Below are 22,389 nucleotides of genomic sequence, written 5' to 3' on the forward strand. Positions count from 1 at the left end.
AATAGTTTATAATTAAATTACATTTCAAGTTTTGCGACTATCTGATAAGAGAAAGTAGGATTGACGCATTCCCCAGGCGTTTCCACGGGGTCCATCTGCAGGTAGTCAAAATTGCGGAACAAATGAGTCAATTGTTCTCTGTTACGGATCATATGCCTCGTATGCAAAGAGGCGAACTTTTCCGTTTGCTGTATCACTTTTTCAAAATCTTCCTGTTTGAAATTTGTTGGGAACAGGTGTGGATTTTGCCCAATAAGTCTTCTTGCTTTTTGAGCATAAAATTCTCTTTTTTCGGGTGTCGTAGGTTCGCCTTCCATGGCTGTCGTTACAACGCAGCCGCCGGGCTTAAGCAAATATTTCCATTTATCGACTACGGCCTGCTTCAAGTCATCTTTTATTACAGAAAGAAATTCATCGGTGATTATTAAATCAAACTCACTTTCCGGAAAATTGCCCAGTATGATATTATCGCAAACCAGGGTCTCCAGTTTTATAGATGAATTATCCGCATACCATTTGGCATTCTGAAGAGGGGTAAGACAAATATCTGCAATGGTTATTTGTGGATTACTTTTTTGACCGGTCTTGAACTGATATTCTTCCATAGCTTCATGGAGCTTTGCGAGCATGCCATAATCTGCACAAGCTGAAATAAATACTTTAGCATTTGGGTTTTCCAGTAAAACCTCTAAAATGGCGTCTACATAAAAAGGATACCAGTCCGGTACAGCGACCATATTAACAAGTCTTAAAAATTGCCAGGTACTATGATACCAGTCACATGATAGTATCTTATCATCAACTATTTTTAAATCCTTCGCCCATTGCTCCATTCCCCCAATGTTTTTATTTACACAACTTTGAGGCGCCCATTGTGCCATGTGTAAACAAGACTTTTGTAAAGTCTTAAAGTTTTCGGCTTTTGCCGGCATAGTTTTGATTAATAGATTGTCCATAGATTTAATTTTTAAAAAATGACGAGAATCAAACATTAATTCATTCTTAGTAGTAAGGTGTTCCAGGACGTTCCTGTACCGAGACCGTAGACGATTACGTAATCGCCCTTTTTTAAAATACCTTTTTGTGTTACACCTGCAATATTTCTAATGATATCTACATCGCCCATATGACCACCTTCGGTTACATTATCCAGAAATACCCTGTCTTTGGAAAAAGGGAGAATCTTACAGTATAAATTCCAACTGTAGCGGGATAAATTTTGTGGGATTATACAAGCAACATCATCTATCCTAAGATTATTCTTTTTTAAAAGGGTATGAATCAAATCCGATCCGGTAGTAAATACCTCCATCACATTTTTTGAACTCGCGAGGTCTTTAACCATGGAAATTTTACCACTGCTTACCGAAATAAAATCCAATATTTCCAGCCCCTTACTACTTTCGGAAACTTCTAAAATGCCAACGCCATCACTAACTACAATATTTCCACCCATAATTCTTTTATCGGGATTTTCAAAATAGTTTCGTGACAGCAGTAATATTCTTTTTTCATTATCCTCTGCCATCAGAGATTTGGCGATTTTAAGCGCAATCAGGGAGCTGGAGCATTCCTGTTCTACATTGAAAATTTGGGCATTGACCAGGTTGAATCGTTCTTGTAAATAGTAAGGCACGTTAATACAGGAATGATCTGTCAGGCTCCAGGGATCACCTACCGCTATAGAATTACCTCTTGTATAAATTATATATCCAATATCTTCAGGAAAAGCGGTCGTGTTATCAAAATATTTCTCCAGTAGCTCGCTGAAAATATCAGGCTCCATTGCCCTGTCACCCACATATACATTATTCACACCCATCCCGTTTTTCAATACATTCAGCACGTCGGAGCGATTGGTATTTTTTTCGAAATAATCTAAATTCAACTGTTCTACAAAATCATCAACTGAAAATGATTTTTTCGGAATGGCTATATCTGTATAGGTTATGGCAATCATTAGACAGGTTATAAAATGGATAAATTAGTAGTTCATTATTGAGTTTAAAAGAAGTGTCCGCCGGCATATGGAGCTGCACTTTTCTCCATTAAAATTTTATAGATATTCTCTATTGTATTTAGCTTCTTGATATTCTTTTCGGGCTCTATGTAAATGCCGTGCTTATTTTCTAAAAGCTCAATCAAGTTGACTATTGAAATGGAGTTATATCCAAATTCAAACAGATCATCAGTAAAGGAAATTTGCAACAGCTCCTTTTTGCCTGCAGCGGCCTCAATGACTAATTCCTTGATGCCTTCATGGGTTATTAATTCATGCATTTGATTATTTTTTTGTGATTAATCGCTTATAATTTGCACAGGTGATTTACCGGTAATTCCAGCAAAAGATTCCTTTGTAAAAGTTCAATTCTCACCAGTATCATTTCTCTTTTATTATATTGAATGATTTCACATTTAAGACCGGCCAACGGGCCATCTGTGATCGAAACGGTTTCTCCATTTTGGAATACGTTAAAGGAAACTTCTATATGCTCACCCGCGTCAACAATAATTTTTAGATCGCCTATAACTGAATCGGCGACCCTTGCTATTTTTTGACTAAAACGAACAAAGTGTAGTGCGCCCTGCGTTTCAAGGCACAGATAGTAGTCTTTAAATTGGTTCAGATAGACAAACAGATACGAAGGAAAAAGTGGACTATCCAATATTTTTACCCGATCACTCCACTGTCTTGCTATTTTCACCAGTGGTAAATAATGCTGGATTTTCATTTTATCAAGCTGACCAGCTACTTTTTTTTCCTGCTTTGAATTTGTATATATTAAATACCAGCCTTTGTTAAATGATACCGCTTCCATACCTCAAACAATTTCTTTTTGAAAATCATTCAGTAACATTCCAAAGGGAGCGGAATTATATTTTTAATTTCTATAGGGTACGGGAAAAGGAATTAGTTATAGTATATGATTATAACTATCAAGTGAATGGAACTAAAAAATAAAAACAGATTCAATAATTGTTGGAAATCTTGTAGCCTTGTTGTAGAAATTTGAAAAAAAATTTTCTTACGAAGCAGGGGGGAGCTTGTGAGCAGATAAAACTATGGCCATGACGTCGCCTTTTGTAGAAATGAATCATTTTTATTTTGTCCAACTCTAATCTTGTTGGGCATTTTGTTTATAATATTTAAAATTGGACTGGTTATAAAAGTTGTGAAGAGTGCCATTATAACCATTATTGTGAATAACTCCGGTTTTAATATACCGAGCTCATATCCGATATTTAAAACGACCAATTCCGTTAAACCTCTTGTATTCATCAATACGCCAATAGATAGACTGGTTTTTACCTGTTCCCCCATTAGCCTTGCAGAAACAGTGCAACCGATAAATTTACCTACAATGGCAACTGCAATCAGTATAATACAATCAACCCAAGTGGCTGAATTGTTTAAAAGTCCAATTTGAGTTCTAAGCCCAGTAAAGGCAAAGTATAAGGGCAATAACAGCACGAATGCGAAATTTTCCAGTTTATCAATTACATACTTTCTGAAATCAGAATCGGCGGGCATAATGGCGCCAGCTAAAAATGCTCCAAAAAGCATGTGCACACCGATTACCTCACTGATATATGAACTCACCAATAAAGTTGAATAAACCCAAAAAAATGTCGAATTGCTCCCTTTATTTTTTTGAAAGAGTTTTTTGATAAATGGCTTTATGACCATAATCATTAAAGAAACGAAGAACGCCACAAACAAGAAGGTGTACATCGCAAAAGTGCTGGACCCGGCTTTAATAGTAGCTATAACAACAGCCAGTATGCACCAGGCAATTATATCGTTGAGGGCAGTACATGAAATTACAATTGAACCCAGGCGGGTATTTGTTATTCCTCTATCCCTCATAATTCTTGCCAGAACAGTAAATGAAGTTATACTTACAGCGACTCCGATGTAAAGGGCATATGTTAAAAATGACAAATTTGTGGGGAGATAGGTCTTAAAAATTGTGAGCGACAATAATACTCCAAGTATAAAAGGGAGAATAATACTTGCATAGCTAATGCCTATAATTGTCCGGGCTTCCTCTTTAATCACGTTCAACTTGAATTCCATCCCTACAATAAACATAAAGATCAACAGGCCAATGTTACTTAAAACCTGCAGGTTTGAAAGTGATGATTTGGGGAAAATGAACTGGCTAACATCCGGCAAAACTAACCCCAGCACAGATGGTCCCAGAATGATGCCGGCAACAATTTCACCCATTACAATTGGTTGGCCAATTTTCTTAAACAGTAAGCCTGTTAATCTGGCTACAATAAGAATAAGAGCAACTTGAAAAATTATTATGGCTTGTGAATTTGAAAGTGCCTTCAAAATTTGTGATAAAGAGGATTCGCCTGATTGAACTTTAATAGAAGAAATGTTTTCTACTGGTAGACTAATATTCCTACTTACATATAAAACATAAATCATTATGGCAGTCAATGCAACGCCGAACAGATAATATATAGTTATGGATTTAACTTTCATAGATAAGTCTTTAATGATTAATGATAATCAATAACAGATCCAACTAATCAATGAATGTTTAATGACAAAATATCATCTTAAAGTGCAAAATATAATTGCTCTTTTAGATCAATCTGCATTTAAAAACTGTCCGGAATTTTTAATGCAAACTAATAATTCCTGTCTTAAGCTATTTTATAGATTTGGGTAGAGCTATCGCTAAACAAACTCCCAGAAGTTTATTTAGGATAAATGAAGAAGAAAAATTAAAATTTGCCACAGCCTCAAAATCAGAAAACCAAGCTTAAATGGAGTAAAGTCCATTATAAACATTTTACGGTTAGCAAAATCCGAAATCTATTTTAAGTTAGCATTTCTTTTTAAATCTGTCAAGACTTAAAATGTATATCTTTTATCAGTAATTGTATTTTGTAGAAATTTAAAATATTGGATTAATCTATGTCAGGTGAGTAGATTGTCAAGTATATACGCAGAATTGCTCCGAGATGGAGTGCAGATCATGGATTCAATCAATGAATTGAAAACGCCACCGTGCTCGCAGCGTTTTTTTTCCTTCGCTATTCAAGCCGGGCCAGGGAGGCTAGTATCTCAAGTTGAAGGGAATGTAAAATAAAAAAACGCTGCGAATCGCAGCGTTGTAGGACAATCGGAAACAAAAGCGAGTTATGATGCCTTCTTACTCTTGCCTTTGCCTTGATTTTTATCTTCATTCATGGATTCCATCATCTGGACTGTCTGTTCGGGTAGTTTATCATTTTTCTTACCGGCACTTTGGTTTTGCGACTGACCAGCTTCAGGCATCATTTCCATGGATTGCGTGTTGGTATTTTTGACAACTTCTCCTTTATCATTGTAAATGGTCAATCCGCCGATTTGAGGAGAAACACCGATATGCTGTGTTTCCCGTTTCCCGTCAACCTTATAGGTTGCGCTGATAATTTCCCCATTTTTCAGGTCAGTGAGTGCATTTGCTTTATCCTGCGCATTGGCCCATGGAATTTGCAATTTGTCAAGTTCACGTTCCAGGTTAAAACCTGTAGTGCTATCGAGATAGTTGCGGACGCGTGAAAAACCTTCATCATTGGTGTTTTTGAAATCCACCTTTGCCCAACGTGCTTCTTCGCCCCTGGGTGTTTTGTAAACAGGACGCCCCAGCATCATTTTGTGCATCTGGTTTTTATTGTACGTGTTCTGTTTAAAAAATGTGAACTCTGCTTTTTGGCTTTTACCGTTTTCCATGGTGATATCTGCTTTGACGCCATTCAGGAAATAAATGGCTTCCCGATCACCTTTTTCTTCACTTTTCTGAAACTTGGCAGCGAAGACAACAACATCTTTATCGAAGGAGAATTTCATACCCGGGATTTCAAACTCGGGAGAGCCGAGTGTCATTTTTGTTTTAAGTTGTTGTTCAATCTGAGGATGACTGAATCCAAGGCGGTCCATGGCGTCTACTAAGAAATCAAAATTTTGTTGATTCATAATAAATAGTATTTACTTGTTAAAAAATTGGTTACATTATTGGTTTACATACTTGCATCTGATTTTTTACGCTTCGATTTATTTTCCATTTGCTGTTTCAATAAAGGATCATCAGTGATTTTTTTCATTTCTGTTTCGATAATGTTTTTTACATCTTTTTTAATCTGGTAATAGTTATGCATGACTGTTCGCTGATCGATGTGTCTTATCTCAGGTAGTTCTTCATAAGCGGCTTCCTCATTTTTTATGGCTTCATGGTCATTTTGAATCTCGCAGTGAAAAGTTTTCAGTTTTATCTTTTGTTGAGGATCATCAGCAACGGCGCCAACGAATTCGCCGGAGCTGAGGTTGGAAATTTTTGAAGGTGGAATAGCAGATTCTAATTGAGTGGATTTACTAACGGAAGTGTCACTGCTGTTGATTGACAGGGATTCTCTGTCCTGCATGATTTTGCCAATCCGGTCGGAAAGTGATTTAGCCGTTTCACCTATGACCTGGCCTGAGATAATGTTACCACACGTATTTACAATTACATCGGCCTGTTCTTTACCGTAATCACGGCGGAGCTGCGAAAGGTCCTGGACGCAAAGAGTAGTGGAAACTTTATTGGACCTCGCCGTTGCGATATAATCAATTCCATTTATGAATATTGTGGGCAGCTCGTCGAATATCAGACTTGACTTGTGCTGCCCTTTTTTGTTAACGAGCTTGAGCATGCGCTCTATGTATAAAGAGAGTACGGCGCCATAGATTCCCTGTTTGCTCGGGTTATTGCCAACCGCGACGATTTTTGGTTTTTCCGGATTATTAATATCAAGCGTAAAATCATTTCCAGAGAGGACATAATAAAGCTGCGGTGAGGATAGCCTGGCAAGTCCAATTTTTGCACTGGCTATCTGGCCTTCTAATTGTTCAAGTGCATTATTGACAAAAGCAGAAATGAACGGATTTATTAAAACTTCGATTTCCGGTTCCAGGCTTAATACCGGGAAGAGTTGTTTGTATTCTATCTGTGCCAGTTCAATACAGTGGGGAAGCGTGCAATATTTCCCGCCTTCGTATTTTCTTAAATACCAGAAGATGGCTGTGGTAAAATTGATACTCGACTCGACAAAGAAATCCCCGGTTTTTTTTATCCACTCCCTGTTTAACGCAAGCATCATGGTACGGCTGGATTCAGTCGCATCCGTAATATCCAGCATGGATTCAGGAAAAAGTGGGTTACACCTGTGTGTACGCGAAAGATCATCAAAATTGATGATGTACAGTTTTGGAACTATCTTATACTTGTCATAGTGAATCCGTAAGGTGTTATAGGCAATGCGGGTTAAATCCGGAAATTTGAAATCGTAAATAAAAAAAGTAAATCCCTTCCTTATGTGTTGGGTGATCACATGGCGCACTACGAAATAAGATTTACCGGCGCCGGGTGTTCCGAGCACCAGGAGCGCACGAAAGGGATTGATAACGTTGATCCATGATTTGCGGGTTTTTCCTCTCAACTGGTATTGCGCGGGAAGATTGATGGAATATTCATTTTCCAAAAACCTTTCTTCTTGCGGAAACGCTTCGTTTTTATCGTTGAAGATGTCCCCTTTGAATTTCAGGAATAAAAGCCGGGAAGCTTTGGCGCCGCCTGAAAGCATCGACAAGTAACCGGTAACGGTTACAGAGATATACAGGAAGGCAAGCGTTTGCGGCTCTATTTGTAGAAGAAGAAATAAGGAACTCAAAAAGTAAAGCAGAAGTCCAATGCATATATAAAACAGGATAGGCCCGATAGTGAGGTTTTCATCCTTTTTTCCTTTACCGCCAATAAGAGATATAGCGAGCAGCAATAAAACGGTTACCTTGGGTTTATTAACGCCGCTTAAAAAATCGATTCCTTCAGTAATATTGAAGATCATTTTATCAATGACCGGTAAACTCAAATTCCACTTTTGAACGGCAGGAAAACAAACGCAGTAAAAATGCATCAATAACAGAATAATGCTACCAAGCCGGATGAAATCGAGGATTTTGTTGTAAGCCTGTATGTTTTCAGTTTCGCGCATAGATTGCCGGTTCCAACCCTGGAAGGGGTTAGAGTAGATTAATGGTTAGAAAATAGTTGGAGGATTAGCGCTTTCGCTTTTTCTTTCGCTTCCTCAAAAATTCCGGTGAGAGCTCAGGTTGGTGAGAATCGGTGGTGAGTAGTATTTTTAAAATATCGGCGGATTCTGTGTTGTTGTTCGGATTGCTTGCATGTTCGATTGGTTTATGGTGATTGGCTGAAGTTGCAGGATTTTTTCCCTTTCTGTCAATATCAATCTTTTTCATTGGGGTTACATTCAACCGGTGAAGCAGCGTATCTACAGAAATTCCTAGCTCGTCACTTGAGAAAACAGATTTTGTAAAATGATCGACAAAACTGATATGCTGCATCGTGCCACTGGAATGATACTGAACACTCAAACCCACATTGCGGCGCTTCAATCCTTCCATAAACTCGGTTGTCGATTTACTCCTGTCCAGGGCGGCCAGCACTTTTGATTGTACGTTTTGCTGAAATGCAGTTTTCAGAGTGCCGTTTCGTTTAAACTTCTTTTGCAGTTCGGAGAGCGTTGGATTAGAGAAAATCGAGCTCGCCTTAATAGGGACTCCCGTTTTATATCCATCGCTATCAACCAGGCTGTAAACAAGTCCTCCCTTTTGATACATCCGGCTGCCGGTTCCACCTCTATCGGCAAATACATTGTATTGGCGAAGGACAGCGTTCAGTTCATCGAGCGATGTAAATTTGTACCGGGCAACCACTTCCTGTACAATATTTGAAATAGCTTTTTTTGTTTCCGATTGACCGTAATGGACAGCCTGTAAGGATACCGGCTGTAAAGGAAGTGATTGTTCCTTCTTCCGGCTTTCGGCTACTACCAACCCATATTCGAGTTCGATTTCCTTTCGCACATAGGATTTCCTTTTAGCCAGATTATGGATATTAATGGATCTGCCATTTTTCAAAATCGGTGTGGTGACGATATGAATATGGGGATGACTCGTGTCATCATGGCGATACACTAGAAATGGCTGATTTGCAAACCCGATGCGTGCCATGTAATCCCGGGCGATTTGCTGGAGGGTTTCGGTATCCAGGTTTTCACCCGGTGCAAAGTTCAGTGACAGGTGAACGGTATTGTAGGATACTTTGGTAGTATTGCTGATCAGTGTATTAAACCGGTTTAATTTCTGTGAAATTCCCAATTCATCAATATCGCAGGCAAAGCCTGATGAAGCGATCAGTTCTGCTACCCCACGGGCAACCTTATCTTCATTATAGTTTAATGCACCTCTCATGGATGTACCTTGTTTTATTCTGACAACCACTTTTTCGCCAGTTTTGAAATAATATCCAGCAATTCTTCAATTTTTGCTTCCGTGCTCACATAGCTGCTGAAAGCGATCTTTGCATAGAATTCTTTTCTTTTCGGTTCAGGGTACGTATTGAAAAACCGGGTAACCTGATTGATATTGATACCGATTGCCCGTATCTCGGTTCTTAGGGCGGCCAACTCTTCCATAACGATATTGATGGTTTCATCATGGTGGTAGACTTTTACGGGTTGTCGGTAAATAATCTTTCGGACGAGTCCACTAAGCGTTTCATCTTTTGATTTGCCAAGAATTGTCTGAAGCTCCTGGTACTTTTTATCTGTAATGCGGGTCCAAACTAAGTGCTCCAAACGCTCCTCACCTTTGCTTTCTCCTTTCCTCATCGGTTACGTTTAAGTTTGTGTATGTAATGCCTGAGATTCATAGATGCAAAGCATTGATTTGAGGCATGGCAAGCCTCGTTGTTGTCAACAACACTACATCTTGCTACGGGCAGCGCGAGCGGCCCGGTCACCCAACAACGCTACGCTCAGCTTTCGGAAAACGATTATGATTTAGGGCCTTCAATTCTATAAGTCATTGGCTTATTTGCCGAGGGATTTCTTTTTAAGGCTGTTACTATTATTAAGGAAAAATCGCTCTCTAACTTCTTCAATCCTAACTTTTTTAAGGACTTCGTTTTGAATTTGTTTTTTATGAGGTAAAGGGCCGTCTCTAGATAAGTATTCTTTGCTAACTACGATGACGCCTTCAATGTTGCGTTCAGTATTTATTTGCACATCAGCGTTGATTGAATCAAGGTGCCACTTATCGGAGTTATTATCTTTTTTAGCTACAAAAATGTAACCTATATCATCTCTGTCATTATAATGATGTGCTAGCATTAGCCTGTCAATTAAAAAATCATTACTATCTCTAGGCTCAGTTATTGAAATATTTTCCCAACGAGAGATATTCACGAATTCAAATCCCAGCTGAGTAAAATCGTGTTGAAGATCAATTTGAATTTTGAGCAATTGAGCGAGATCATTGCATATTTGCCGTATTGGCGGAATTTTTTCCCGATTGATCGAATAATCTTTTTTAACAAGTTCATGGCATTTTCCTTCATTCATTTCGCTGAAAAGGGAGGCAGATAATAATTCGATAAATGGGGGTTTTTCATTAATTAGGTCTTTAATATTGAAAACTAAATAAAGCCCGTCTGCAGGAGAAGGGAGCGAGTCTATGTATTTTATTCCGAACAGTTGATAGCGTTGGGTATCTAATTTTGTAACGCCATTATCTTTTATATCCTGGAAATTGAAACCTAAATCGGTAAACTCCTTTTCGAGGACTTTTTCAAAATCTTTAAAGTCTATTGCTGACATTATATTACTTTTAAAAATCAGGTAGTTTGATTTTTTGCTGTTTCTGACTGTTTTTTGGAAACTTCCTTTTTCCCAGCATCAGAAAGATTTACCAGTTTGTTAGGTTGAATACTGTTAATCTGTACTGCGGTTAAAATTTTACCACTGTCATTCAGCAAAGAAGGAAAAAGGTTTTTTACGCAATCAATTTCAGCTTTGTCTAAAAGTCGGCTGGTATTCTTTTTGCCGTCATATAGTGACCAGGAATCAGAAAATTTACAGATGTAATACATGACAAAATATTTTATGATTTCTGTTTAAAGTTGTTCTTTTAGCGTCTTCTGGTTATTTTGCTTTATAGTGTTCATCTTTTCAAAAAACATTTTTGCTTTTGTTGTTCCATTACTTGTTATGACTTCAATAGATTTTAAATTTTCATTAAGAACATGTTCTTTAGTTGGAAATGCAGCTTTCGTATACCAATGTACATTTTCAGCTAAACGCTCGGCTTTTTCGAAATCTGGTGAATACCGAAATAGTCCGAAATTGAGTGTTGTGAGATTACTAACAGGATTTGCGCTTTGATCGCCTGTAGAAGCCTGTAAGTATATGCAACTTGTTAGCCTAGTCCTCGCCACTTATTCATGATGTGCCCGTTTTGTTTACATCAAATATCTATTATCGTAAAAGCGATTTATCAGAGTCAGACCCGAGCCTCGGGAAGTTTTTTTTAGAATGGAGATGTATGGAGCCGAAAATGGTTGATTTTCTCAAAAAAGGCGGGAATATTTGATAAATTTGGAATATGCCAAAGAAATTTCAATTTAAATATAAGGGTAATGTCTATAATGCATCTGCGGAAGCGTTTCATGAACATGGGAAACTTAAATATCGTGTAGCGTTTGAAGACAATCTTATTGTTTTACATGAATTGGCAAATACTATAGGATCTGCTACAGGTCCTGTTTTTATACAAGACGAGAGAAAAGCGAATGAGTCCTCTTTATCAAATGAGCTTATACAGGAAATTGGTTTTGGTTTGGAAGAGATAAATTTTTTCCCGGGGTCATTTTGGGTCGATTACAATAATGAAGAGGATGGGTACTTTGTGCAACTAATAAGAGATGGAAATAATTATAAGGTTGTATATTGTTATCTCCCAGATATAGAGAATATTCAATTGCCTTTAATTATTAAAAAACAAACAGAGAAAAACAGAATTTATTGGCAACTTGACGGAGCAAATTCAAAACCTAATTGGTTTGATGAAGTTATAAAGGAAATTGAAAAACATGAAGAGTTAGGTTTTACTGATGAACAATTGGATGATATCTAAAAGCTTCGAAAAGCTCTAAAAAATATTAAGACTCAAAATATACATATCACTGGCTTGAATGATTATGAGATTCATATTATGAAGGACGGTGAAGGAAAGCCATATATCTCGCTCACTTAACAAGTGTGTTGTAAAATACGCAACTTCGTAATTTTTACATTACAGGCAATTCTTAGATTAAGGTTCAGGGTAACCTTGCCTCGTGCAAATCTCAAAAAAATCTGGATTTTCTATGGTTGAGCATGGCAATGCTGCCCTAGTGCTTATATTATTTATGGTCTTTTTTGAAGATGTTTTAACATGGCTTTCATTCCTGATCTATCGGATGCTTTTGAAATTTGTTGGGCGTTCAACAAACGATTCTGTTGTTTTAGTTCATCAGAAATTTTTTGCAAGTTTAAATTTTGGCTTTGAATTTTTTCAAAAGGATACTCCTGTTCCAGGACACCTGATTTCGCAGTAATACTTTCAAGTGTTAATTTAATATGTACCGGATCAAATGAATATTGAAATCGGCAATGAATACTATCGTATGAATTTAATTGAAGTCGTATGTTAATTGGGAGGATTTTTGGTTCGTATTCATGAAGGTTCGATTGTAGCAAAGTCCTTAGTTCCCGATTTATAAAAAAGGTTCGATTGTCTAAAAAAGTTTTATAATAGCCGATACTTTTTAAGATATCGTCTTGTTCACGCAAAAGCAATTTTATTTTTTCTTTTGGGTAAATAATGTGAACGCGTTCCTCTTTAAGGAGATTAGTTAAATGCTTCCATACATTAATTGCTGGCGGTAAATCATTTTCATCTTTTAAAGGATAGCAGATTCTTTTATCGTTGAGTTCAGCAACAAGGGAATCAAGGCTTAGAGTATTATTAGTGCGATTAACAGAGTAAAATAGATTGTAGTTTAATTCATCCTCTTTGTTGTTGAAAAAACCCTGTATGCGAATTAAAAAGTCTGGGCTTGGGTCGTTATTAGTGAATTTGCTTATGAGTTTATGTTGAAGTTTCTTTAACAGGAAATTTTCACTGTAAGGGAAGTGTTGTTTTTGTGTATACCCTTTATTAAGTAATAAATTGTAGTGTTTGAGCCCATCTTGAAATAGATTTGTATTTTCAACTGTTGACTGATTGTTTTTCATTGTTTTTATTTTATAAAACAAATATGAAGTGAAAAAAACATAGTGTTACAGAGTGGGGGCAGAGCCTCGGAAAGATATTAGTGAAAAGAAGAAACGATGGTTAAAAAGAGAATCAGTTTTGAACGTAGGTGTCGGGTAGAATTGCTGTGTTTCAAGTTGAGGTTAACAGAAAATAATTTCTCTTGGCTGGATTTATTTTTTTCATTATAGATAATCTTGCTATTTTGTGGTTAATTCATCCAAAAGAAATTCCCCAACCTCCCCAGGCATAAGCTCCCCCAAAATCATCCGGCATAAAGGCTGGCTGATAAAATTTTGAAAAATTTAAGTTATGCATATTGAATTGAATGTGCCGAACGGGCGAAATGGGAAATGGGTAATTGACACTTTTGTAGTTTCTGACGAGGAAGCCATTGCGTTTAATCGTGATAAAGCTGAAAATTTAAACCGCTACATTCACCCAAATGTTCCATATAAACGATTAGTACGTCACAATTCGGACAAGAGCGCTACAATAGTAATGAGTACAACGCCTGCAGAAGTAAGTATTAGATCACATGCCCTTTATCGAAAAAGCCAATGGAAAGGTGTTGGTATTTGGTCTTGGTCTTGGCATGGTAGCTCAAGCATTAGCGGCAAAAACAGATGTGCACACTATTACAGTTGTAGAACTTGACCAGGAACTCGTTGATATGGTAGGTACATACTACGAAAACTATTCTAGCAAAATAAAAATCATTCAAGGCAATGCCTTTACGTATCATGATTCGAAGTCTTATGATGCGATATGGTTTGACATATGGGATACAATTAGTTCGGATAATTTACCTGAAATGGATCTACTCAAAAAGCGATGGAAAAAAAAAGCACCTATTCGGATGTGTTGGGCTGAGAAAGATTGCCGATGGATGAAAAAAAACGGACCTCCTTTGGATTTACCATTATTGCTTTTTAAGACATACTTTTGACCAAAGGTTAAAAAATTTCATCAATTGCTTCCTGAAAAATATGTCATTTGGAAAGACATTTACGGCATTGCTTTGAGTTTCATGAATATGTATATTTTCTGTGCATCTTTCTTACTTTGTATCATGAATTTAAATCTTGTATCCATGCCTTTTTATTCCATCACCGTTCAAGAAACAAAAGCTGGCTCTAGGCTGCGCAGACGAATGGCAATTGAAGCCAGTGATAGGGAGAAAGCTAAAAGCTTGATTTGTGAAAAATGCATTCCGATCGGCTTTACTCCAGATGAAACAACATTAAAAGAAATTTCCAGGAAGGAGTATAAAAAGATAATTAGTTCTTTGGTGGGCAAATTGAATTAGTAAGGAACGATTACGATTGTTTGCTCCGATGTTCTTCGTAGCATTTTGCTATTTGATTTAACACCGTTCGCCGGCCCTCATCTTGCAAGGAAAGTAAATAATTTCCCCAATTGCAGGAATTTCCGTAACACTTATAATCTGGCGGCAAGTTGACAAGGGTTACTCCAGTTTCGCATTGTTTGATTATTCCATGATTGTTAAAGAATTTAAGGAGTTCGGTGAACCATTCAATACAATGTGGTACATCCGCCCAAAGCATTGCTATTTCATTTTGACGTACTAGATCTACATACCTATCTCCATCTGGATGGGATAGTCCCCAAAATTTCAAAAACAGGTATCGGATACTATTGGACAAATTCAAGTAAAAATCTCCAAAATCCTGTTGCCGACCATTCCATGAACGGCAAAGATGTCCTGCAGTATATTTGTCCTTAACGACATTTATTATAACGTTGTGCGCTTCAGCTTTTGTACCCTTTTCTAGTTGTCGATAGGATTCTATAAATCTGATTGCAGTTGTATAGTAATCGTATGACATATAGCGATGTTTTGATTTTAGATATTAGTGATTTTTGAAAAAGTGAATGCCAAATTAATCTAATGATATTAGAATCATTGATCCACCGCCCAGAATGAAACACCAGGCAACAACTTTAAGGCATCCCTCACCTCCGCGCGTGGTCAACGAGTCTTCATAAGAATTAAAGACTTCCATGCCTGTTATTGTACGGCGATTAAATCTTTTCTTGTTAATAGAGTAAATGAAAATAAAACCGAGAATTAAAAGAATTAATCCTATATATCGCATGGATGATTTGTCGAGCATAATTTTATTTTTAGATGAATAAAATCCGGATCGTCTCCAGGTAGAACCAATAAAACCTTCCAGGTCACCCGGTATTCTGAACATCCCGGCAGCGGTTTCGTAGTATTGATTTTAAGGAGTCTTTATATAGTTATGGCCGGCGTTTCGGCGCTCATGAAGAGCGGCGGATTGGTGATTAAAACGCAAAAAACGGGGTAATTTTTGCAATGAGTATTCGGGCAATGAGAAGATTTGTCGCATGAAACCGAGTCGATTATAATCCTTTTCTACGTTTTATTTGATTCTTAATATCATTTTTCCCGCTTTCCATTATACCGAATTTTTTGGCAGTGTTTTTGAATCTTAGCGAAGTGGCCAATGCTTTTAAAATTTGCTCTTTATTTGGCAATGGTTGATTGAAGTTAGAATATGAAAGATCAGCCTGTATATCTTTTTTATAAGCTGCCCCTTTATTATATAAATCCGCATTTATTATTTCAATAACAGGTTTTTGTGTATCGATAAATCTTCCGGAAAAGAAAACGGAAAAATATTCGGCTGATATGGATGGATCAGTGATGGGATACGTCAAGCTTAGTTGAAAGAATTTATTGATGATGATTAGTCGTTCATCAAGATTGATATTCTCAACATTAAATCCTAACTTGGCGAATTCATCTTTTAAATGGTTGATATCTGTTAAGCTTAAAGTCATATTTAGAGCGTCGCTATTTTCTGTATTGTCAACGCTTCTTGCGAGTTCATTGGCTTTTTTAGGTTTAACATCAAATAACTCAAATATCTTGTCGATCGTCATATTGTTATACTCTTCCAACTCTCCCCGACAAATCTGTGCAGCAGTAAGATATCCGCAATAGGTTTCAGAATCGAGTAGGAATGCCATGCGAGATTTTTGAAAGTCGTCAAGTTCTGAAATTTTTGGAAAATTTTCCATTGCCCCATTTTTTTTCATTTTCTGAGGTTTCATTAATAACTTTAGTGAAATAATTTATTCGAACGAAAGTGGAAATGTCAATTCGTCTCCTGGCGCTTCCAGTGGATTTCGAGATTTACCTTTAATCAGGACGTAAAAGCTTTTGAATATCTTGCCAAAGAAAGTATACTCTTGATCGTATTTTGTAGGGTTTCAATTTTCCGTGACGAATCCAGTCATAGATAGTTGTTTTCGTTACGTGAAAAAGATCACAAACTTCGGCAACCTTGTACAATGGTTTATAAGTCAACCCGGGTGTTTCGTAGGTGGGGTGGGTCGTCTTTACTTTTTCTGCGTTTGCTATTTCTTCGCGAATAATTTGCCTGATAGATTGCCAGAACTGTTTTGGATCATAAGGAAAAAGTATTGGTGCATCGATGTTATTACCCCCATCATTTATAAAATCGGTTAAATCGTCGTTGTCTTGATGCGTTCCTTTTTCTGGCAGTATTGGCTTGTCGTTTAGCTTAGGTGGATATAGATCACGTATCTTGGTCATAGCTCGGTTTTTTGTTTCGGTCAAATATCCGTTGCCTTGCTGTTAGGATATCCGAGTGTAATCCGAGCCTCAGAAGGAAAAATCTAGTGAGGTTGTGATGTGGGAGGTTTTAACAAATTCAAAACTGGTTTTAGTCAATCCTCCATGAAGACAGAAAAAATTATCGATGGAAAGAGGTGGAAGTATTCAAAAAACCTTAATACAAGAAATTAATTTAAAAACTGCGAGTATAAAAAAAGCAATTGAGCATGTTTACATAACATTTTGTTTGTTATATGATTTGTCCATCATTAAATTCAAACATGGGATTATAAATGTAGTAGCACTCCTCTGAGTTGGAAATTTCATCCTGAATACAAACACATTCAAAAGTGTCGCCATCAGTGATGATTTTTTTCCGTTCTTTATGATATAATGAACACATTCTTCGTAAAATATATCCTTGTCATGATCATTATATTGATTATAAAAAGTCATCGCTATTATTGGTATAAGTTCAGTATCATCTATTGCAGTAGTGTTTTTAATTGCGTTGGTTTTATTTATCTGAAGCGTTTTAAAGAATACTTGCAGGCCCTGGTGCGATTCATTTCGCATACGTTCATACCTTTTTTTGCCTCCTTTAATTTCATCTTTTTGCGCAACCTAGTATGTTTGCCACGAACGAAATATTTCAATAATTAAATCATCTATTTTCAGATCGCATACTTCATTTAAAAAATAATTCCACAACTGTTCTGGTGTCTGGGTGCAAATTTCAATATAACTATTTTTTTCAAAACTGGTAGAAACACTCTCTCTTGCTGCTTTTTTCATATTGCACTTTTCGTATTGAATGTGATTTTCTGACCTAAACAATCACAATTTAGTAAATTTTGTAAAGTTTCAAATTACCGGTTTTATCAAAAATCATCATCTCAATACTAATGGGTTTATAATCCAGCATTTCGGAGGTCCACGGAGCTTTTTTCTACGGATTAGTTCGAAATTGAACGGCATTTGATGATTTACATACTTTAAAATAACTTTCGATTCGATTTGATGTCTGTCTACCAACCACTTTCTATGTAGATTTCCTTATTTTACTGCGGCTTTCGAGATAATTAGTGAACCATCGCTGGACGCTAAGGAGGGGATAGGAGCAAGTATAACCCTTGTTTAAAATTACGAACATGAAAGTTATTTTAATTGATAGTAAAATTGAAACTGTATCATTGGTTGATATTCCAGACGATGGTACGAGACTGCATGTATGTCGCAGTCTTATTGATTGCAGAGTGATTGAACAGTTAGGCTATATTGACGAACAACACGTACTTTGGGCAGTTGAGGAAGGACGTTTCAAGATAGATACTACCTATTTTACTATCGGTAGATCCGGGAAAATTTGTGGTAAGGGCATTATTATTGGTATCGATGCAGATTATAAAGAAATGTCCTGCTCATTAAAAACCGATGATATTAGAAAGCTTGTAATCTTTCATAAACTGAAAAAAACAAACTTTGGTTAAAGGAACCAGGCTGTAAAAACTCAGATATACGCCCTATCGTTTTATCTTTATTTAATCCATTGGCCAGCCTCTATGAGCGTTTTGGTTGTATTTTTCTTGATATTATTTTGGAAGCAAGAAATTTTTATAGTTTTTAATGGCCAGATTAATAAACGGAAGGAACCCACTATAGACGGTCCTTTTCTGCAATATTGAGGGCGTCGGCTATGTCGTCCATTAATTTTTCTTGTTCTTCTGATCTCCAACTGTCGTTATCGAAGGAGCTGTCAGTGCATTCAGCTAATTTTTCATAAGACTTCATAAGAAGGTCATGTAAGTGAATATTTCGTTTACTGGTTAGTTGACACATGAGTTGTTCGTTTTCACTTCCGCCGTTTTTTTCTGATGAATCTGGAAAGTACATTAATGTTAATGTTTGATTTTTCATATTTATACTAAAAACCCGTACCTTTTTTGTGCTGGGTATAAATATTGTCTGATTCGCTGGCATCGAGACTTCAAGAGCAATACAAATTTCGTTACTGGGAAATTCATTACTTAAGGTGGATACGCAGCCAAATTCGCTGTGTAAATGGTCTACAAGGACGTTTATTTCTTTTTCAATTTTATCTGAAACTGCGTTTATTTTAAGTATCATATAATGCTAAGTGTTTTTATGACATTAGTAAAATTAGCCAAATTTTATCTTTTGAGCGTTGGAACACAATATCTACTCTTTAAATGCTTCCTCCTTTAAGATGGCCTGAATAACTATCCATCTGAGTTATTTTGACTTGGCTATTTCTTGTCATGAATACATCACTTTATTGTATTGGTCATTGGCCTCACTAAAATTTCCTGTCAAAAAATTTAATTTTTGCGAGTTCAATTGTAGTCATATGGGGCTGGCTGTATAAAAATATTTACCAATAACTTAAATGAATGATGTAAATGGAACACAAACGCATTGCATTGTTAATTTTCAAGCACAAAGAGAATGAATTAACGGCAGATGAACAGTGTGAACTGAACGAGTGGCTAAATGCAAATCCCAAAAACCGAGCGTATTTTAATAAGGTGAGCGATCCAGCCTGGTTTGGACAGATGCTGGACCAATTTTTCAGAGCAGCCAAGCGTAAGGTTTATAAGAAAATAAGAAGAAGAGAAACACGCCGATTGAAATTCTTGGCGCTGCCAACAATAATAGGGTGGTTGCCTGGAAAAGATAAATTTCAGGTTACAACGGTGCTTGCACACTTCACATAACCCGTTTGCTTTGAAAGTTTTTGTGACCGCAATAGTGGTGGGACATTTGCAGTAGAATATTCTATTGCAAAAGAAGAAATATAGTTGTCTGGCAACATCGGGTGATGAACGACCAGCGCATGAGGAAACATTTTTGAAAGCCGAAATTCAGATTGAGTAACTTTTTGATCTTTATCAGTTTTTATCTGGTTATGCTCATCCTTACAGCAACCGCTTTTCGCAGTTATGCAATGTTTATTTTTATTATCGGCTTTTTTAGGCATTCTACATAACGCACAATCCTTGCTCCCATGATCAAATAGCTTCCAGGAGGCGAGCTTCTCCATGCAATAATGCAGGTGCAAGCTATTGAAATTTGTCTTTGATCGCTAAAAAGAATGCTGCAAACATGTATGCCTAACAGCATTGTCAGCCTGCTGACGTTTGGTGGAATTAACAATGTTTAATTTTGACATGGTAGAAATAGTGTATGCTTTTATGTTAGACATGAGATGAAAAAGGTTTTAGTTATCATATTAGCATTCATTTATCTCTCCACTTCAATGGGGGCAGCTAGGCGAAAGAATCAATCACCCCGAGCTACAAGAACCGGCAGACAAGGAAAGCGGCCCCGTCGCATTAATAAAGCTTGCCTGCCATTTTTTGCTGTCAAATGCAGATAATATCAATAATTTTCTTACTTTTTGCCCCTAAGCCCTAACAGATCTATGAACGCTCAGTTAATTTCTATAATTCAACAGTATAAAGCAGATAAAGAGTCTGTTTACAATACCTGGTTTATTAATAATGAAGAACGCCTGAAAGCCTTCCGTTCCATACGGCGGGGCGTAATGCAGGTAATAGATGATATCAGGTGTAAACGGTTTCCCAACGATTTCAAAGGTTCTTCCCTGGAGTTTGTGCTTACCTGTATTACAGAGCAAAAACAGGTATTTGAGGGAGCAGCTCATCCTTTTTACTGGAAACCCAAACTGCGTATTCCTGATATTTATGAGCATGAAAACAACAAGCAGGCGTTTGGGCAATTCCTGGAAAACTGCCTGAATGCGAATAGGGACGAACAGATTATAAAAGAAATCATCCGGCTCGACAGTTTAAAGATTAAAGGACTTGGACCAGCCGTGGCCAGTATTCTTTACTTTCTGCACCCCACTATCATCCCTCCTTTTAATACCGCCATCATTAACGGGTTCAATTTTTTGTTCAAAGACAAAAAGAAACTCGGTAGCTGGAGCGAGTATTTAAAACTGCGGGAGGTTTTGATAGAGTCCAACAATCAACACCGTGCTGAATTATCAAGTGATTTAGGCGCTATTGCCGGATTGTTGTTTGAGATAGGAACTCAAAAATTGATTTTAGGGACGGATGAATATTTGAGCGAAGATGAAAGAAAAAAGCTGGAGAAGGCCATAGAAAAACGGCACAAAGAAGTGCAGGATGAAAAAGAGCAGGAAAATTTACATACTCAGATGCAGTATCATTTACTGAAGATCGGCCATGCATTGGGTTATGATGTAATTGCTGCCTCCAACGATCGTTCCAGGAGTTGTAACGGGCAAAGTTTTTCTTTTATCAGCTTACCCACATTTCCTTCTATGAACTGTGACAAGGAAGTTTTGAATACCATACAGCTTATTGATGTATTATGGTTTCAAAAAGGAACTAACAATGTTATAGCCGCCTTTGAGGTGGAAAAAAGCTCCAGTATTTATTCAGGCATACTTCGCCTGTCTGATTTAAGCTACACCATTGCTGATGGCGATGAGGTATTTTATTTAATCGTGCCTGATGCCAGACAAAAAGATGTTGTGCTTCAATTATCCCGGCCTGCCATTAAGCAAAATAACGTACCCATCAAGTATATTATGTTCTCAGATCTGCAGCAACATTGCGATGCGCTATGCAAATTTGGCGACAGCCACCTTATCATGGAAAAAATAGCCAAATCAGCTTAACAGCTGAAAATTATGTAAATCTTTCCTGTAATTATATAACGGGTTCAATAGACCGCCAGGCCAACTTTATAGTGGAAGTGAAGCATGGATGACATAGTATTTGTCCGTAACTATGTTATGCCCCCTTGAGTGTGGAAACCGGACGCAATTATTTTATATCTGGCGAAGTCTAATTATTAAAAGCTTAAAATATATGACCTTCTCTCCCTTTTTTCGAAAACTTACACTTACCACACATATCACTTTTTCGATTGGCTGGGTGGGCGCAGTTGCCTCATTCCTGGCCATTGCCATAGCGGGACTGGTCAGTCAGAATGCACAGATGGCTCGATCCCTCTACCTCGCCCTGGAGTTAGTTGGATGGTATGTCATAGTCCCATTTTGCCTTGCTTCTCTGTTAACCGGGCTTGTCGAATCTCTGGGCACACCGTGGGGCTTTTTCAGGTATTATTGGATTGTGGTTAAACTCTTTTTGACCATTGCCGCCACCGTTGTTTTGTTGGTGCATATGCAGCTCGTCAGCCACATAGCAAACACAGCATTGTTGACGACTTTCCAGGTTGAAGGTTTTCGCAGTCTGCGCATTCAATTCGTGGCAGATGCCGGCGCCGCCTTGCTTGTGCTCCTTGCTATTACAGCAATTTCGGTATATAAGCCGTGGGGGCGAACCCGATATGGAGTGAACAAAGAGAATGAGCAGCGTAAGACGGGCCCCTTGCGCATTTCTACAACCAGAAAACCCTGGGGCTTGTATGTGCTGATTGGGATGATTTGCCTGGTCATACTGTTGTTTGCCATTCTACACCTCACTGGTGTTATGGGCGGCCATTAAGCATCGCCGCTGAATAGTTGAAAAACCGATAATTATATAAG

The 22,389-nt window shown here is 37.4% G+C and carries 25 protein-coding genes; 7 read left to right on the plus strand and 18 right to left on the minus strand.

What is annotated here, in order from left to right:
* Window positions 1-17 precede the first annotated feature (17 nt).
* From A3860_RS09440 to A3860_RS09490, 11 genes are all read right to left on the minus strand, one after another.
* Entirely contained in the window at window positions 18-956 is a 939-nt protein-coding gene (locus tag A3860_RS09440; RefSeq protein ID WP_216823407.1) for a class I SAM-dependent methyltransferase, read from the minus strand.
* 35 nt (window positions 957-991) lie between these two features.
* A complete protein-coding gene (locus A3860_RS09445; RefSeq protein ID WP_081146430.1) occupies window positions 992-1,960 on the minus strand; it encodes a 3-oxoacyl-[acyl-carrier-protein] synthase III C-terminal domain-containing protein in 969 nt (322 codons plus the stop codon).
* A 44-nt stretch (window positions 1,961-2,004) separates the two neighbouring features.
* Entirely contained in the window at window positions 2,005-2,280 is a 276-nt protein-coding gene (locus A3860_RS09450; protein ID WP_081146431.1) for an acyl carrier protein, read from the minus strand.
* A gap of 26 nt (window positions 2,281-2,306) precedes the next feature.
* On the minus strand, window positions 2,307-2,819 hold the full coding sequence (locus tag A3860_RS09455; RefSeq protein ID WP_081146432.1) for a UpxY family transcription antiterminator: 513 nt from the start codon (window positions 2,817-2,819) through the stop codon (window positions 2,307-2,309).
* Between the two features lie 242 nt (window positions 2,820-3,061).
* The gene (locus A3860_RS09460) at window positions 3,062-4,498 is read right to left on the minus strand and encodes a cation:proton antiporter domain-containing protein (protein WP_081146433.1); all 1,437 of its coding nucleotides are present in this window, start codon (window positions 4,496-4,498) and stop codon (window positions 3,062-3,064) included.
* A 663-nt stretch (window positions 4,499-5,161) separates the two neighbouring features.
* Window positions 5,162-5,980, minus strand: a complete 819-nt coding sequence (locus A3860_RS09465; RefSeq protein WP_081146434.1) for a hypothetical protein — start codon at window positions 5,978-5,980, stop codon at window positions 5,162-5,164.
* A 44-nt stretch (window positions 5,981-6,024) separates the two neighbouring features.
* On the minus strand, window positions 6,025-8,034 hold the full coding sequence (mobC, locus tag A3860_RS09470; RefSeq protein WP_081146435.1) for a conjugal transfer protein MobC: 2,010 nt from the start codon (window positions 8,032-8,034) through the stop codon (window positions 6,025-6,027).
* Window positions 8,035-8,098: 64 nt separating this feature from the next.
* Window positions 8,099-9,313, minus strand: a complete 1,215-nt coding sequence (locus A3860_RS09475) for a relaxase/mobilization nuclease domain-containing protein (RefSeq protein ID WP_081146436.1) — start codon at window positions 9,311-9,313, stop codon at window positions 8,099-8,101.
* 14 nt (window positions 9,314-9,327) lie between these two features.
* Entirely contained in the window at window positions 9,328-9,732 is a 405-nt protein-coding gene (locus A3860_RS09480) for a plasmid mobilization protein (RefSeq protein ID WP_081146437.1), read from the minus strand.
* A gap of 201 nt (window positions 9,733-9,933) precedes the next feature.
* Window positions 9,934-10,719: a hypothetical protein gene (locus tag A3860_RS09485; RefSeq protein ID WP_081146438.1), complete on the minus strand. Its 786-nt coding sequence runs from the start codon at window positions 10,717-10,719 to the stop codon at window positions 9,934-9,936.
* A 17-nt stretch (window positions 10,720-10,736) separates the two neighbouring features.
* Window positions 10,737-10,991 carry a hypothetical protein gene (locus tag A3860_RS09490; RefSeq protein WP_081146439.1) on the minus strand — a complete coding sequence of 85 codons (255 nt, stop codon included), beginning with the start codon at window positions 10,989-10,991 and terminating at the stop codon, window positions 10,737-10,739.
* 512 nt (window positions 10,992-11,503) lie between these two features.
* Between A3860_RS09490 and A3860_RS09500 the strand changes: the two genes are divergently transcribed.
* Complete coding sequence (locus A3860_RS09500) at window positions 11,504-12,034, plus strand: hypothetical protein (protein WP_081146441.1); 531 nt, start codon at window positions 11,504-11,506, stop codon at window positions 12,032-12,034.
* Between the two features lie 272 nt (window positions 12,035-12,306).
* Here the strand turns inward: A3860_RS09500 and A3860_RS09505 are convergent, their stop codons facing one another.
* Window positions 12,307-13,176, minus strand: a complete 870-nt coding sequence (locus tag A3860_RS09505; protein WP_081146442.1) for a hypothetical protein — start codon at window positions 13,174-13,176, stop codon at window positions 12,307-12,309.
* A 557-nt stretch (window positions 13,177-13,733) separates the two neighbouring features.
* Between A3860_RS09505 and A3860_RS09510 the strand changes: the two genes are divergently transcribed.
* Both A3860_RS09510 and A3860_RS40500 read left to right on the plus strand, forming a co-directional pair.
* Window positions 13,734-14,144, plus strand: coding sequence for a methyltransferase (locus A3860_RS09510; protein WP_081146443.1), 411 nt, complete (start codon window positions 13,734-13,736; stop codon window positions 14,142-14,144).
* 24 nt (window positions 14,145-14,168) lie between these two features.
* Window positions 14,169-14,504, plus strand: coding sequence for a hypothetical protein (locus A3860_RS40500; protein ID WP_143774028.1), 336 nt, complete (start codon window positions 14,169-14,171; stop codon window positions 14,502-14,504).
* Window positions 14,505-14,514: 10 nt separating this feature from the next.
* Here A3860_RS40500 and A3860_RS09520 read toward each other — a convergent pair whose 3' ends face one another.
* The 4 genes from A3860_RS09520 to A3860_RS41010 form a co-directional block, all read right to left on the minus strand.
* Window positions 14,515-15,045: a hypothetical protein gene (locus tag A3860_RS09520; protein WP_081146445.1), complete on the minus strand. Its 531-nt coding sequence runs from the start codon at window positions 15,043-15,045 to the stop codon at window positions 14,515-14,517.
* Window positions 15,046-15,586: 541 nt separating this feature from the next.
* Window positions 15,587-16,285 carry a hypothetical protein gene (locus A3860_RS09530; RefSeq protein ID WP_143774029.1) on the minus strand — a complete coding sequence of 233 codons (699 nt, stop codon included), beginning with the start codon at window positions 16,283-16,285 and terminating at the stop codon, window positions 15,587-15,589.
* A gap of 103 nt (window positions 16,286-16,388) precedes the next feature.
* Window positions 16,389-16,805 carry a helix-turn-helix domain-containing protein gene (locus tag A3860_RS09535; protein WP_081146448.1) on the minus strand — a complete coding sequence of 139 codons (417 nt, stop codon included), beginning with the start codon at window positions 16,803-16,805 and terminating at the stop codon, window positions 16,389-16,391.
* A 645-nt stretch (window positions 16,806-17,450) separates the two neighbouring features.
* A complete protein-coding gene (locus A3860_RS41010) occupies window positions 17,451-17,621 on the minus strand; it encodes a hypothetical protein (RefSeq protein WP_158085182.1) in 171 nt (56 codons plus the stop codon).
* Between the two features lie 356 nt (window positions 17,622-17,977).
* On the opposite strand from A3860_RS41010, the gene A3860_RS09545 reads away from it, so the two are divergent.
* Window positions 17,978-18,316: a DUF3846 domain-containing protein gene (locus tag A3860_RS09545; RefSeq protein ID WP_081146450.1), complete on the plus strand. Its 339-nt coding sequence runs from the start codon at window positions 17,978-17,980 to the stop codon at window positions 18,314-18,316.
* Window positions 18,317-18,482: 166 nt separating this feature from the next.
* Here the strand turns inward: A3860_RS09545 and A3860_RS09550 are convergent, their stop codons facing one another.
* A complete protein-coding gene (locus A3860_RS09550; protein WP_081146451.1) occupies window positions 18,483-18,953 on the minus strand; it encodes a hypothetical protein in 471 nt (156 codons plus the stop codon).
* 293 nt (window positions 18,954-19,246) lie between these two features.
* Here A3860_RS09550 and A3860_RS09555 point away from each other — a divergent pair, with 293 nt between their 5' ends.
* Window positions 19,247-19,561, plus strand: a complete 315-nt coding sequence (locus A3860_RS09555; RefSeq protein ID WP_081146452.1) for a hypothetical protein — start codon at window positions 19,247-19,249, stop codon at window positions 19,559-19,561.
* On the opposite strand, the gene A3860_RS42435 is transcribed toward A3860_RS09555, so the two are convergent.
* Entirely contained in the window at window positions 19,528-19,905 is a 378-nt protein-coding gene (locus A3860_RS42435) for an HYC_CC_PP family protein (protein ID WP_449406713.1), read from the minus strand. The two genes, A3860_RS09555 and A3860_RS42435, sit on opposite strands and share 34 nt — an antisense overlap.
* 363 nt (window positions 19,906-20,268) lie before the next feature.
* Between A3860_RS42435 and A3860_RS09560 the strand changes: the two genes are divergently transcribed.
* Both A3860_RS09560 and A3860_RS09565 read left to right on the plus strand, forming a co-directional pair.
* A complete protein-coding gene (locus A3860_RS09560; RefSeq protein ID WP_081146453.1) occupies window positions 20,269-21,516 on the plus strand; it encodes a hypothetical protein in 1,248 nt (415 codons plus the stop codon).
* A gap of 193 nt (window positions 21,517-21,709) precedes the next feature.
* The gene (locus tag A3860_RS09565; protein ID WP_216823408.1) at window positions 21,710-22,348 is read left to right on the plus strand and encodes a hypothetical protein; all 639 of its coding nucleotides are present in this window, start codon (window positions 21,710-21,712) and stop codon (window positions 22,346-22,348) included.
* Window positions 22,349-22,389 lie beyond the last annotated feature (41 nt).

Source organism: Niastella vici, from assembly GCF_002077945.1.
Classification (GTDB): domain Bacteria; phylum Bacteroidota; class Bacteroidia; order Chitinophagales; family Chitinophagaceae; genus Niastella; species Niastella vici.